General features: G+C 72.2%; 13 protein-coding genes. 8 read left to right on the top strand and 5 right to left on the bottom strand.

Annotation, left to right across the window (positions count from 1 at the left end; genetic code table 11):
- Positions 1 to 55: 55 nt before the first annotated feature.
- Positions 56 to 955, top strand: coding sequence for a MurR/RpiR family transcriptional regulator (locus tag ACH4KB_RS10160; protein WP_381909608.1), 900 nt, complete (start codon positions 56 to 58; stop codon positions 953 to 955).
- A 95-nt stretch (positions 956 to 1,050) separates the two neighbouring features.
- Positions 1,051 to 1,878: a MerR family transcriptional regulator gene (locus tag ACH4KB_RS10155; protein ID WP_398065463.1), complete on the top strand. Its 828-nt coding sequence runs from the start codon at positions 1,051 to 1,053 to the stop codon at positions 1,876 to 1,878.
- A gap of 64 nt (positions 1,879 to 1,942) precedes the next feature.
- Here the strand turns inward: ACH4KB_RS10155 and ACH4KB_RS10150 are convergent, their stop codons facing one another.
- Positions 1,943 to 3,163 (bottom strand): amidohydrolase family protein, encoded by a 1,221-nt coding sequence (locus tag ACH4KB_RS10150; protein ID WP_398065461.1) that lies wholly within the window; start codon positions 3,161 to 3,163, stop codon positions 1,943 to 1,945.
- Positions 3,164 to 3,465: 302 nt separating this feature from the next.
- Between ACH4KB_RS10150 and ACH4KB_RS10145 the strand changes: the two genes are divergently transcribed.
- Together ACH4KB_RS10145 and ACH4KB_RS10140 are read left to right on the top strand one after the other, a co-directional pair.
- Positions 3,466 to 6,423 (top strand): AfsR/SARP family transcriptional regulator, encoded by a 2,958-nt coding sequence (locus ACH4KB_RS10145; RefSeq protein ID WP_398065459.1) that lies wholly within the window; start codon positions 3,466 to 3,468, stop codon positions 6,421 to 6,423.
- Positions 6,424 to 6,626: 203 nt separating this feature from the next.
- Complete coding sequence (locus tag ACH4KB_RS10140) at positions 6,627 to 6,803, top strand: hypothetical protein (protein ID WP_007451789.1); 177 nt, start codon at positions 6,627 to 6,629, stop codon at positions 6,801 to 6,803.
- A 137-nt stretch (positions 6,804 to 6,940) separates the two neighbouring features.
- Here ACH4KB_RS10140 and ACH4KB_RS10135 read toward each other — a convergent pair whose 3' ends face one another.
- From ACH4KB_RS10135 to ACH4KB_RS10125, 3 genes are all read right to left on the bottom strand, one after another.
- Complete coding sequence (locus ACH4KB_RS10135; RefSeq protein WP_398065457.1) at positions 6,941 to 7,336, bottom strand: hypothetical protein; 396 nt, start codon at positions 7,334 to 7,336, stop codon at positions 6,941 to 6,943.
- On the bottom strand, positions 7,336 to 7,614 hold the full coding sequence (locus ACH4KB_RS10130; RefSeq protein WP_398065455.1) for a hypothetical protein: 279 nt from the start codon (positions 7,612 to 7,614) through the stop codon (positions 7,336 to 7,338). The genes ACH4KB_RS10135 and ACH4KB_RS10130 overlap by 1 nt, the downstream gene beginning before the upstream one ends.
- Before the next feature lie 77 nt (positions 7,615 to 7,691).
- Entirely contained in the window at positions 7,692 to 9,248 is a 1,557-nt protein-coding gene (locus ACH4KB_RS10125) for a FadD3 family acyl-CoA ligase (RefSeq protein ID WP_398065633.1), read from the bottom strand.
- A gap of 100 nt (positions 9,249 to 9,348) precedes the next feature.
- Between ACH4KB_RS10125 and ACH4KB_RS10120 the strand changes: the two genes are divergently transcribed.
- Genes ACH4KB_RS10120 through ACH4KB_RS10110 form a run of 3 tightly spaced genes read left to right on the top strand, consistent with a single transcriptional unit; the run spans position 9,349 to position 11,739 of the window.
- Positions 9,349 to 10,497 (top strand): lipid-transfer protein, encoded by a 1,149-nt coding sequence (locus ACH4KB_RS10120; protein WP_398065453.1) that lies wholly within the window; start codon positions 9,349 to 9,351, stop codon positions 10,495 to 10,497.
- 5 nt (positions 10,498 to 10,502) lie between these two features.
- Entirely contained in the window at positions 10,503 to 10,958 is a 456-nt protein-coding gene (locus ACH4KB_RS10115) for a Zn-ribbon domain-containing OB-fold protein (RefSeq protein WP_398065451.1), read from the top strand.
- Positions 10,959 to 10,962: 4 nt separating this feature from the next.
- Positions 10,963 to 11,739, top strand: a complete 777-nt coding sequence (locus tag ACH4KB_RS10110) for an enoyl-CoA hydratase/isomerase family protein (RefSeq protein WP_398065449.1) — start codon at positions 10,963 to 10,965, stop codon at positions 11,737 to 11,739.
- Between the two features lie 57 nt (positions 11,740 to 11,796).
- On the opposite strand, the gene ACH4KB_RS10105 is transcribed toward ACH4KB_RS10110, so the two are convergent.
- Positions 11,797 to 12,324, bottom strand: a complete 528-nt coding sequence (locus ACH4KB_RS10105) for a hypothetical protein (RefSeq protein WP_274032100.1) — start codon at positions 12,322 to 12,324, stop codon at positions 11,797 to 11,799.
- Between the two features lie 204 nt (positions 12,325 to 12,528).
- Between ACH4KB_RS10105 and ACH4KB_RS10100 the strand changes: the two genes are divergently transcribed.
- Positions 12,529 to 13,248 (top strand): hypothetical protein, encoded by a 720-nt coding sequence (locus tag ACH4KB_RS10100; RefSeq protein WP_398065447.1) that lies wholly within the window; start codon positions 12,529 to 12,531, stop codon positions 13,246 to 13,248.
- The last annotated feature ends 74 nt before the right edge of the window (positions 13,249 to 13,322 follow it).

Below are 13,322 nucleotides of genomic sequence, written 5' to 3'. Positions count from 1 at the left end.
GCGTTCCCTTTGGAACGTTCTGCCCAGGACAGTAACGCCGGTCACACGGAAGTCAATGCTTGTAATGGAAATTCCAGAGAACGAGACCGGAGTGACGCGCCTCCGTGCCGCTATTCGTGACCAATGGAACGATCTGTCCACTTCTGAGCGGGCTGTGGCCCAGTACCTGGTGAGCGCGCCGGTCGAGCAGTTGCTCTTCGCCAGCGCTCAGCAGCTCGGCGCGGCCAGCTCCACCAGCAACGCCACCGTCGTACGGGCCCTGCAACGCCTCGGTTACGCGGGCCTCCCGGCGCTCAAGCGGGAGCTGGCCAACGACTTCACCTCGGCCGTCGCCCCCGAGGTGCGGCTCAAGCGGCGCATCGCGCACGTGGGCCAGGACCTGGACTCCATCTGGACCGACGTCTTCGACGAGGCCCAGGAGCGCATCGACCAGGCCCGCCGGCTGACCGGCCCGGATTCCCTGAAACGGGCGGTCGCCGTCCTCGCGGAGGCCCGCGAGGTCTTCGCCTACGGGGTCGCCGCCTCCGAACCGGGCGCACGGCACCTGGCGTTGGCGCTCGGCCGGATCGGCCGCCGGGCCCGGGCCGTCTCGGAGACCGGGTTCGCCCTGGCGGACCAGCTGCTGGCCCTCGGGCAGGGCGACGCGGTGGTGATCTTCCAGCCGGGGCGGCGGCTGATGGAGCTGTCGGTCCTGATGGAACGGGCCCGCTCGGTCGGCGCGAAGGTGGTCCTGGTGACGGACGAGCTGGGCGAGGCGTACGCGGACCGGGTCGAGGCGGTGCTCACCGCGCCGCACACGCCGACCGGCATCACGGCGGAGTCCCTCACCGGGCTGCTGGTGGCCGACGCGCTGCTGCTGGCACTGGCCACCCTGGACGAGGACCGGGCCGTCGGCTCCTCGCACCAGCTGACCGCCCTGCGCGAACAGCTGCTGGACCCGAAGCGGCACGGCTAGGGACCGGTCGGCGGACCGAGCCGCCGGCCGGCTGAGGAACCCGCTCCGGCGGCGCTTGACCTTGACCCCGTGTGAAGGCGTGCAGTGGAGCCATCATGTTCACCATCGGAGAGTTCGCCAGGTACGGACGGGTGTCGCCCCGGATGCTGCGTCATTACGACGCCATCGGACTGCTGCGCCCGGACCGCACCGACCCCGCCACCGGCTACCGCCTCTACGGCGCGGCCCAGCTCGCCCGGCTCAACCGGATCATCGCGCTCAAGGACCTCGGCTTCACGCTCCAGCAGGTGGGGGCGGTCCTGGACGAGCGGGTGGGCCCGGAGGAGCTGCGCGGCATGCTGCGGCTGCGCCGGGCCGAGCTGGCGGAGGCGGTGGCGGCCGCGTCGGCGCGGCTGGCCCGGGTCGAGGCGAGGCTCCGGTCGATCGAGAGCGAGGGGCATATGCCTGCTGACGACGTTGTGATCAAGGCCGTTCCGGCGGTCCGGGTGGCCGAGCTGACCGGGACGGCGGCGAGTTACCAGCCGCAGGACATCGGGCCGGTGATCGGCCCGCTGTACGAGCGGCTCTTCCCGCTCCTGGAGGGCGCCGGCCTCCGGCCCGCCGGTCCCGGGATCGCGCGGTACGAGGACGCCCCCGAGGGCGGCGGCGAGATCGTCGTGCACGCCGGGGTGACGGTTTCGGCCCCGGTGGGCGCGGTCGGGGAGACGGGGGTGCGGGTGGTGGAGCTGCCGCCGTTCGAGGCGGCCACGATCGTGCACCGGGGCGCGATGGACGACGTCCTGTCGACGACCCACACCCTGGCCCGCTGGCTGGACGCCAACGGCTACCGGTCCACCGGCTACACCCGCGAGGTCAACCTGGAGTGCCCGCCGGACCGCGAGCAGTGGGTGACGGAACTCCAGGAGCCGGTGGCGAAGGCCTGATCCGGGGCGTACGGGGAGGGGCGGCGGCCCACCCCCGTACGCAACGCGCACCCACGCCCAGGCGTTACGCCCCCGCCCAGAGCCCGTCCTCCGTGAGCCCCAGCAGCTCGATCGCGTTGCCGCGCACGATCCGGTCGACGACGTCCGGGGCCAGGTGACCCATCTGCTCCTCGCCGACCTCGCGGGAGCGGGGCCAGGTGGAGTCGGAGTGCGGGTAGTCCGTCTCGTACAGCACGTTGCCGACGCCGATGGCGTCGAGGTTCTTCAGCCCGAACGCGTCGTCGAAGAAGCAGCCGTAGACATGTTCGGCGAACAGCTCGGACGGCGGCCGGTGGACCTTCTCGGCGACGCCGCCCCAGGCCCGGTTCTCCTCCCAGACCACGTCGGCGCGCTCCAGGATGTACGGAATCCAGCCGATCTGCCCCTCCGCGTACATGATCCTCAGGTTGGGGAAGCGCTCGAACTTGCCGCTCATCAGCCAGTCGACCATCGAGAAGCAGCAGTTGGCGAAGGTGATGGTGGAGCCGACGGCGGGCGGGGCGTCGGCGGAGGTGGACGGCATCCTCGACGAGGAACCGATGTGCATGGCGATGACGGTGCCCGTCTCGTCGCAGGCCGCCAGGAACGGATCCCAGTCGTCCGCGTGTATGGACGGGAGTCCGAGATGGGGAGGTATCTCGGAGAACGCGACCGCGCGCACGCCCCGCGCCGCGTTGCGCCGGACCTCGGCGGCGGCGAGCTCCGCGTCCCACAGCGGGACGAGGGTGAGCGGGATGAGGCGGCCGTGCGCCTCGGGGCCGCACCACTCCTCCACCATCCAGTCGTTGTACGCGCGCACGCCGAGCAGCCCCAGTTCGCGGTCCTTCGCTTCGGTGAACGTCTGCCCGCAGAAGCGGGGGAAGGTCGGGAAGCAGAGGGCGGACTGCACGTGGTTGACGTCCATGTCGGCGAGCCGGTCCGGCACCGAGAAGGAGCCCGGCCGCATCTGCTCGTAGGTGATGATCTCCAGCTTGATCTCGTCCCTGTCGTAACCGACGGCGGTGTCCAGGCGGGTGAGCGGACGGTGCAGGTCCTCGTACACCCACCAGTCGCCGACCGGCCCGTCGTCGCCCTTCGCCCCCATCACGGGCGCGAACTTGCCGCCCATGAAGGTCATTTCCTTCAGCGGTGCGCGGACGACGCGCGGCCCGGAGTCCGCGTACCTGGACGGGAGCCGGTCCCGCCAGACATGAGCGGGCTCCACCGTGTGGTCGTCCACCGAGATGATCTTCGGGAAGGTCTCCATGCGTTCCACGGTAGCGTCGATCTGACGAACCGTCAGCTCTCGTGCGCGCATTGACATGGCACATGGCGGGTGCACGGCACGTGGCATGGTTCCCGAATCGTTGTCGAGGGCTTGTGCAGAGCGTCACCCACTGCTGACGAGTCCGCCCGAGACAAGGCAGACTGTTGAGCGCGATACCAGCGGTACCGCGCCATCCGGATGCATACCGCACTTCGACGCACGGGCGGACATACGGACGCGGGCAGCACCGGCAGGATCCGCAGCCGAGCGGGACCGGCAGGCGAGCAGGACAGGGGGCATCAATGGACCGTGACAGCGGGCCACGCGTGCGCGTACCGGAGCAGCGAGCTCCGGAGAGACCGGTTACGGCGGACGCCCTCAGGTTCACCGTCCTCGGCCCCGTACGGGCCTGGCGGGGCTCGGAGCTGCTCTCCTCCGGCTCGCCCCAGCAGCGCGCCCTGCTGGCCGCGCTGCTGCTGCGCGAGGGCCGGACGGCCACGGCCGGCGAGTTGATCGACGCCTTCTGGGGCGAGGACCCGCCCTCGCAGGCGCTGGCCACGATCCGGACGTACGCCTCGCGGCTGCGCAAGATCCTGGGCCAGGACACCCTGGTGAGCGAGTCCGGCGGCTATGCGATCCGGATCGACCGGGCGGCGCTCGACCTGACGCTGGCGCAGGACCTGGCGGCCGAGGCGGAGAAGGCCCGCGCGGTCGGCGACCGCCTCCAGGCCCGCACCCTGATCAACAAGGTGCTGGGCCTGTGGGACGGCGAGGCGCTGGCCTCGGTGCCGGGCCCGTACGCGGACAACCAGCGGACCCGGCTGGAGGAGTGGCGGCTCCAGCTCACCGAGACGCGGCTCGACCTGGACCTGGAGGTCGGCTGCCACGCGGAGGCCGTATCCGAGCTGACCGCGCTCACCGCCGCGCACCCGCTGCGCGAGAGGCTGCGCGAGCTGCTGATGGTGGCGCTGTACCGCAGCGGCCGGCAGGCCGAGGCCCTCGCGGTGTACGCCGACACCCGCCGGCTCCTCGCGGAGGAGCTGGGCGTCGACCCGCGCCCCGAACTGGCCCAGCTCCAGCAGCGCATCCTGCGCGCCGACGAGGAGCTGGCGCGCCCGGCGGACGAGCCGGCCCCCGCGCCCGCGCCGCTGCGGCCCGCGCAGCTTCCCGCCACGGTGCCGGACTTCACCGGCCGGTCCGCGTTCGTGGCCGAGCTGGGCAGCCGTCTCGCGACCGCCGAGAGCTCGGTGATGGCCGTCTCCGCGGTCGCCGGGATCGGTGGCGTCGGCAAGACGACGCTGGCCGTGCACGTCGCCCACCAGGCCCGCCGGCACTTCCCCGACGGGCAGCTCTACGTCGACCTCCAGGGCGCGGGGGCGCGGGCGGCCGAGCCGGAGACCGTCCTCGGCTCGTTCCTGCGGGCGCTCGGCACGGCGGACTCGGCGATCCCGGACACCCTGGACGAGCGGGCCGCGCTGTACCGCTCGACGCTGGACGGCCGCCGCATCCTGATCCTCCTCGACAACGCCCACGACGCCGCCCAGATCCGCCCGCTGCTGCCCGGTACGCCGGGGTGCGCGGCGCTGGTGACGAGCCGGGTGCGGATGGTGGACCTGGCCGGGGCGCATCTGGTGGACCTGGACGTGATGTCGCCCGAGGAGGCGCTCCAGCTCTTCACCCGGATCGTCGGCGCGGAGCGGGTCGGCGCGGAGCGCGAGGCCGCGCTGGACGTGGTGGCCGCGTGCGGCTTCCTGCCTCTGGCCATCCGCATCGCCGCCTCGCGCCTGGCGGCGCGCCGCACCTGGACGGTCTCGGTACTCGCCGCCAAGCTCGCGGACGAGCGCCGCCGCCTGGACGAGCTCCAGGCGGGCGACCTCGCGGTGAAGGCCACGTTCGAGCTCGGCTACGGCCAGCTGGAACCGGCCCAGGCCCGCGCCTTCCGCCTCCTGGGCCTCGCGGACGGCCCCGACATCTCCCTGGCCGCGGCGGCGGCCCTGCTGGACCTGGACCCGCACGTGGCGGAGGACCTCCTGGAGGCCCTGGTCGACACGAGCCTGGTGGAGTCGGCCGCGCCGGGCCGCTACCGTTACCACGACCTGGTACGGCTCTACGCGCGTGCGTGCGCGGAGAGGGACGAACAGTCGCCGGTGGAAAGGGAGCTGGCGCTGTCGCGGCTGCTGGACTTCTACCTGGCCACGGCTGCGGGGGTGTATGCGCTGGAGCGGCCGGGGGACCGGCTGGCCGACCACCGGGAGCCCACCCAGTACAGCGGCCTGACCTTCGCCGACCGGCACACCGCTCAGGACTGGCTCTACACGGAGGCCAACTCCCTGCTCGCGTGCGTACGTCAGGCGTCGGGGGCCGGAGGGGTGCGCCGAGCGGTCGACCTGCTGTGGGCCACCAAGGACCTCGCGGAGTCAGGCGCGAACTCCAAGCAGTACGAGGCGGCGGCCATCACCATGCGCGATCTGGCCCGGTCCAGTGACGACGCGCGGGCCGAGGGGCGGGCGCTGATCACCCTCACCAACGCCCGTCTCGTCGCGGGCCGGTTCGACCAGGCGGAGCGGGACGCCCAGCGTGCCATGAGGCTCGCCCGCGCGGTGGACGATCCCCTGCCGAGCTGCTGGGCCCCCAACGACCTCGGCATCATCGCGCTCTACCAGAACCGCCATGCGGAGGGCGAGGCCTACCTCGAACAGGCCATCGCCAACTTCCGGGCCGACGGCAACCGTCCGGGCGAGGCGAGCGCCCTGTGCAACCTCTCCCGCATCCACCTCGCGATGGGGAACACGACGAGCGCGGTGGCCCTGGCCCAGCAGGGCATCGACATATACGACGAACTGGGCCACGCGCTGCGCGGCGCGAACGGTCGGTACGCCCTGGGCCTCGCCCTCACCCAGAGCGGACGGCTCGCCGACGCGACGGAGCAGCTCCACGAGGCGCTGGCCGTGTTCCGGGACAGCCGACAGCGCCTCTGGGAGGGGATGGCGACCTTCCGTCTGGCAGAGGTGGATCTCGCCGCCGGTCTTCCGGCTCAGGCCGCCACGAAGGCCGAGCAGGCGCTCGCGGTGCTGCGCGGCATCGGCGGGGAGTGGCGGCGCGGCAATGTCCTCACCGTCCTGGGCCAGGCCCTGAACGACATCGGCCAGCCGGGCCGGGCCCAGGTGTGCTGGCGTGAGGCGCTGGACATATACGAGACGCTCGGTTCGGCGGAGGTCGAAGCCGTACGGAAGTTGCTGGCGCCGACGCTGCCCGCGTGAGCCCGCGACGCGTTCATCATTCGTTTATCGCGCCCCGACATGGTGGTTCCAGTCGTTCCGTCGCGTCGGGGGGCAGACGGGCCGGCCTCGGCCGCAGAGGTAGGTTGAACGGCCGAACGACACCTGCCCGGCAACCCGACGGGGGAGTTGCCGGGCGGGCTCGTCGAGTCCTAGCACAGCCATTCAGGGAGCTGGAGAACACCATGAGCGATGCGCAGAAGAAGCCGGTCGTGAAGCCGCTCGACAACCACGCCACCGGCGGGGAAGCCACGACGCAGGACAATCACGCGACGGGCGGTGTGCTGAAGCCGCTGGACAACCACGCCACCGGCGGCACGGTCAAGCCGCTCGACAACCACGCGACGGGCGAGCCCGCCTAGACCTTCCCGACGGGGATACGGGGGAAGCGACCGCGGCGACGCCGAGGGGGAGCCGTCGCGGTCGCGGTACGGGGGAATGGTGAGGGGCCCGAGTCGGGGGAAGCACTCGGGCCCCTCCCGCATGTCCGGGACCGTGCCTACAGGCCCCGCAGCTGAACTCTCGGCCGGCAGAGCTTCCCCAGGTCGTCCAGGTCGGACGTGAACAGCGCCGTCCGGCCCGGCTGCCGGTTCGCGATCGCGGCGAGCGCGGCGTCGATGGCGTACTTGTGGCCGTGCAGTCCGGCCTCGCGCAGGAGGCGGATCGCCTCGTCGGCGACGTCCTTGGTGACGGGTTCGACGACCACCCGCGCCATGGCCCAGTTCCATACCGGCATGCGGATCTTGCTGTGGTACGCCTCCACGAGCGTCATGGAGCTGGTCACCACCCGGATGCCGGACTGGTGCGCCTTCGTCAGGACACCGGTCAGCATGCGGTCACGCAGAGCAACCCTGGACAGCGCTTCGCAGTCCAGGACGAAACAGATGTCTTTCATCAGGCCGCAGCCGCCTCCTGGCCGCCCCCGCCGGATTCCCGCTCCTCGAACCAGCGCTCGATGTCACGGAGCTCGGCATCCGCCGCGGCCTGCTCTTCCTCAGTGAGCGGGCCGTCCTTCTCCTGCATCCACACCACCAGCTCCCCCAGCCGGTCATGCTCACGCTGCCGCTCTATGGCCCGCGTGACATACGCGCTGAACGCTCCGGGGCCGACCTCCGCCCGGATCTCCTCCGCCAGCTCCTCCGGCAGGGTGACCGTGTACTTCTTGGTTGCCATACCCTCGACCATACCGTCGGGAGCGGGCGGGCTCCACTCCCCTTCACCCCATCCGGTGAACGCGGGCGGGAATGCCCCTACCCCCGCCCCCGCAGCTCCCCCTTCACCACCTTCCCGCTCGCATTGCGCGGCAGCTCCGGGAGGAACTCCACCGCCCTCGGCACCTTGAAGTTCGCCATCTCGCGGCGGGACCAGGCGATCAGGTCGTCCGCGGTGAGCGTCGCGCCCCGGCGGCGGACCGCGTAGGCCTTGCCGACCTCGCCGAGCCTCGGGTCCGGGACGCCGATGACCGCGACGTCGGCCACGTCCGGGTGGAGGCCGAGGAGCTGCTCTATCTCGGCCGGGTAGGCGTTGAAACCGCCCACGATGAACATGTCCTTGATCCGGTCCGTGATCCGCAGGTTCCCCGCCGCGTCCAGGACGCCCACGTCGCCGGTGCGGAGCCAGCCGTCCTCGGTCATCGTGGCGGCCGTCGTGTCCGGGTCCTCGAAGTAGCCGCTCATCACGTGGAAGCCACGCACCTGCACCTCGCCCGGAGCTCCCGGTTCCGCCAGGACGCGGAGCTCGGTGCCGGGGATCGCGCGGCCGGACGTGGTGGCCACGACCTCCGGCGCGTCGCCCCGGCGGCACATGGTGACGATGCCGCTCGCCTCGGAGAGGCCGTACGCGGTGAGGACCGTCGCGATGTGGAGTTCCCCGCGCAGGCGCTCCACCAGCTGGAGGGGGACCACCGCCGCGCCGGTGACGACCAGGCGCAGCGCCGAGAGGTCGTGCGCGTCGCGTGCCGGGTGGTCCAGGAGCGACTGGTGGAGGGTCGGCGGGCCGGGCAGGACCGAGATCCGCTCCGCCGCGATGTTCGCCAGCACCGTGTCCACGTTGAACACCGGCTGCGGCACCATCGTGGCCCCCCGCATCAGACAGGCGATGATCCCCGCCTTGTAGCCGAAGGTGTGGAAGAACGGGTTGACGATGAGGTAGCGGTCGCCCTCGCGCAGGCCCGCCAGGTCGCTCCAGATCGCGTACGCCCGCAGCGTCTGCGCGTGGGTGATCACCGCGCCCTTCGGGCGGCCGGTCGTGCCGGAGGTGTAGATGATGTCGGAGGGGTCCGAGGGGGCGATTCCGGCAGCCCGTTCCCGTACGGCGGAGGACGGGACGCTCTCCCCCGCCGCCAGGAAGTCCGGCCAGCTCGTGTAGTCCTCGGGGGCCGTCTCCGCGAGGACCACCACCCGCTCCAGGTCCGGCAGCCTCACCTCGGCCCGCCGCAGCGACGCCACGTACGAGGTGCCCAGGAACGTGCCGGTGACGAACAGCAGCCTGGCCCGGCTGCGCCGCAGGATGTACGCCGCCTCCGCGCCCTTGAAGCGGGTGTTCAACGGGACCAGCACCGCGCCGGCCGTCACCGCCCCGAGCGCGGAGACGATCCAGTCCAGGGTGTTCGGGGCCCAGATCGCGACCCGGTCCCCCGGCTCCACACCGGAGGCGAGGCACGCGGCCGCGGCCCGCTCCACCCGCGCGCCGAGCTCGGCGTACGAGAGCCGGGTACGGCCGTCGGCCACCGCCTCGGCGGAGCCGTACCGCCGCGCCGCCGCCCGCACCAGCTCCGGGATGCTGCCCCACTCCTCGTCGCCCCGCATCACGCGCCCGCCTTCCTGCCGCCGCACTAGCTGACTAACCGTCAGATTAGCGGTAGCCTCTGCCGCTGTCAGCAGGGGCGACGGTGCGGGAGGTCAGCGGATGGCAACGCTCAAGGACGCGACGGCGATAGCCGGGATCGGGCAGACGGCGTTCACGAAACGGCTTCCCGAGTCGGAGAAGACCCTCGCCTGCCGGGCGATCCTGGCGGCCCTCGACGACGCGGGCATCGCCCCCGCCGAAGTCGACGGCTTCGCCTCGTACACGATGGAGGAGACCGACGAGGTGGAGGTCGCCAAGGCGATCGGGGCCGGGGATGTCACCTTCTTCAGCAAGGTGGGGTTCGGGGGCGGGGGTTCCTGCGCCACACTCGCCCATCTCGCCGCCGCCGTCGCCACCGGACAGGCGAGCGTCGGCGTGGCCTGGCGGTCGCGCAAACGCGGCTCCGGGCCCCGGCCGTGGAAGAACACCACCGTCCAGCTCCCCACGCCCGCCCAGTGGACCCGCCCGTACGGGCTGCTGCGGCCCGCCGATGAGATCGGCATGCTGGCCCGGCGCTACATGCACGAGTACGGGGCCACCCGCGACCACCTCTTCAACGTGGCGCTCGCCTGCCGCAACCGGGCCAACCAGAACCCGGCCGCGATCATGTACGACCGCCCGCTGACCCGCGAGATGTACATGACCTCCCGCTGGATCAGCGAGCCCCTCTGCCTCTTCGACAACTGCCTGGAGACCGACGGGGCGCTGGCCTGCGTGATCGTCTCCGCCGAACGCGCCCGCGACTGCCGCCGCAAGCCCGTCTATCTCCACTCCGTCGCCCAGGGCCTGCCCGCCCAGCACCACGGGATGGTCAACTACTGGAACGACGACCCGCTCACCGGCCCCGCCTGGACCGCTGCCCGACAGCTGTGGAAGCAGGCCGACTTCGGGCCCGAGGACGTCGATGTGGCCCAGATCTACGACGCGTTCACCCCGCTCGTCCCGCTGTCCCTGGAGGGCTACGGCTTCTGCGCGCGCGGCGAGGGCGGCGCGTTCACCGAGGGCGGGGCGCTGGAGAGCGGCGGGCGGCTCCCGATCAACACCGGCGGTGGCGGGCTGAGCGAGGCGTACGTCCACGGCTTCAACCTCATCACCGAGGGCGTGAAACAACTGCGCGGCACCTCCACCGCCCAGGTCCCCGACGCCGCCACCTGCCTGGTCACCGCCGGCGAGGGCGTTCCGACGTCGGCAGTACTGCTGAGGAGTTGAGAGGAATGGCCGTGAACGATTCCCTGCTGCTTCCCGTGCCGGACGAGGACGGCGCACCCTTCTGGGAGTACACCGCGCGCGGTGAACTGCGCGTCCAGGCCTGCGCCTCCCCCGCCTGCGGCGAACCGCGCTTCCCGCCCCGGCCCTGCTGCCCCCACTGCGGGTCGTTCGAGAGCGAGTGGCGGGAGATGAGCGGGCGCGGCCGGCTCTGGTCGTACGTCGTCCCGCATCCGCCACTGCTCCCCGCGTACGCCGAACAGGCGCCGTACAACGCGGTGTTGGTCGAGCTGCTTGAGGCCCCGCACATCCGTCTGGTCGGGAACGTCGTCGCCGCCCCGGACGCCCCGCTGAACTCGGTGGACCCGGCGCGGCTGCGGATCGGGGCTCCGGTGCGGGCGGTGTTCTGCCCGGCGGGGCCCGGTGGCGGAATCACGCTCGTCCGCTGGCTCCTGGAGCGGTGAGCGGATGGCCCTGCGCATCGAGCGGGACGAGGAGACGGGGGTCGCGCTCGTCACCGTGGACCGGCCGGCGAGACTCAACGCGATCGATCTGGAGACGGCCGGCGAACTGTACTCGCTCTGGCGGGAGTTGCGGTACGACGAGTCGGTGCGGGCGGTCGTCCTCACCGGGGCCGGGACGCGCGCCTTCTGTACGGGGATCGACCGGGGCGTCACCGTCCCGCAGCCGCCGTCCCCGTACGCCGTCGACGATCCCCTCCTGCGGATCGGCCCCAAGGCGAACGACCTGTGGAAGCCCGTGGTCGCGGCGGTCGAGGGGATGGCTTGCGGCGGGGCGTTCTACCTGCTGGGCGAGGCGGAGTTCGTGGTCGCGTCCCGGGAGGCGACGTTCTTCGACCCGCACACCACGTACGGGATGGTCTCGGCGTACGAGGCCATCGCGATGGCCCAGCGGATGCCGTTCGGGGAGGTCGCCCGGATGTCCCTGATGGGCACGGCGGAACGGCTGAGCGCCGGGCGGGCGTACGCGATCGGGCTGGTCAGCGAGGTGACGGAGCCGGGCGGCGCGGTGGCGGCGGCGCTGCGGTCGGCGACGGTGATCGCCCGCTACCCGACGGAGGCGGTGCAGGGCACGGTCCGGGCGGTGTGGTCCGCGAAGGAGGCGGCCAGGGCCCAGGCGATGTCCCAGGCCCCGGCGCTGATCGCCCTGGGCAATCTGCCCCCGGAACGGCAGGCGGAGCTGTTCGAGGGGCGGGGCGGGGGCGGGGAGCCCCGGGTGCGGTGAGCATCCTGGGTGTTCCCTGCCCTCGCCCCCGTCCGTCCCCTGCCGGCCGGAGCCGAGTCAGACCGCCTCGGCGGTCACGATGCAGCGCTTCACCCGGGACACCTTGCCGGGGCTCTCCATCCGCACCGTGAGGGTGTCCACCTCATCGACGTCGAGGATCGTGGTGGCCTCGGCCGTGTCCACGGTGTTGCCCAGGCCGTCGACGAACCGTACGTCGATCTCGTACGCCTGCGTGCCCGGGTAGTTGGACCGCACTTCGACCAAGGACGCGGTGACCGCCTTGCGCTTGCCCTTGCGCGGCACGGCGCAGCGGATCACCCGGACGGCGGGGGCGTCGGACGCGGTGGGCGTCGGGGTCGCGTAGGAGCCGGACGAGCCGGAGGACGAGGAGTCGTCGCCGTAGTCTTCGTCGAAGTCGTTGTCCCGGTAACCGTTGTTGCTCTTCTTCGAGCTGGAGCAGCCGCCGCCCGAGCTGCTGCTCTTGCCGCTCTTGCCCTTGCCGCCGCTGGAAGAGGTGGAGAACCCGGTGAGCGCGAGCACCACCACGACCAGGACCGCCGCGAGCTTCGTCTGTCGCCGCATCATGGATGCAGCCCCCCTTGAGTTTCGTTGCCGGTACGTCGCGCCGATGGCGTGCGTCGTCACCCTCAGCATGCCGCACGCGACCCCATGACCAAGTCATGACCCTGTCACGGTCCCGTCAACGTCCGCATGGCGGGGGTGATCGTCCCGGCGTAGCGTCGGCTGCGGGGGGTGCGTGTTCGCGGGACGACGCCCTGGAGGCTGACGATGATCCGCAACGTCCTCGGCTCCGTCGTCGCCCTCGCCGGGGCGGCCTCGGCCGTGCTGAGCCCGTTCCGCGACTGGTACGCCGGGCGGGCGGGGCAGGACTACCGGGTGGAGGACCTCTTCGGAGGCATCACCGCCGCGGGATCGGGGGTGCTGGTCTCGATGCTGCTGCCGTTCCTCGCCGCGACACTGCTGGTGGTCGTGGGCGTCGCGCTCCGGTCGCGGCTCGTGGTCGCCCTCGCGGGTCTGGTGGTGCTGGGCTTCACGATCCTGTGGATGGTCCGCCAGGGGCAGGCGGCGGGATCGCTGGTGGTCGCCGGGGACGGGTCCGGGCTCCAGGTGGGCGTGGTGAACGCGCTGGCGGGTGGGGTGCTGATGCTGATCGGAGCGCTGCTGATGAGTGGGCGTGGCCGGCGGAGTGGCCGGCGGAGCCGGCGGGAGCGGGAGCGGGAGCGGGTGGAGCCGTACGCCGCACCGGGTCCGGATCAGGTGGACACCTGGCCGCCGACGCAGGAGCCGGGGATGTCCGTGCAGACGTCGCCGTGGCCGGAGCCGGAGGCGGACCCGTACACGGGGCCCGAGCCGGAGGTGGGCCCGTACACGGGGCCCGGCCCGCATGGCCCCCGTACGCGGTCCTCTCCCCCGGCCCCGCATCCGGAGGAAGACCCCCGCGACCCGGTACACCCGCCGCACCGGCCGCCGCCGCCTCCGCGGGGTTGACGGCCACCTCGTCGAGGGTTCCGTCCTCAAGCGCCGGACGGGCTGGATGCGCGCCGGACCGGCCGAAAATCAAG

Origin of the sequence: Streptomyces sp. NPDC017520 (assembly GCF_044329855.1) — a bacterium.
Taxonomy (GTDB): Bacteria; Actinomycetota; Actinomycetes; order Streptomycetales; family Streptomycetaceae; genus Streptomyces.
Note: the sequence above shows the minus strand (reverse complement) of the source record. Positions and strands in the feature narration are given on the sequence as shown.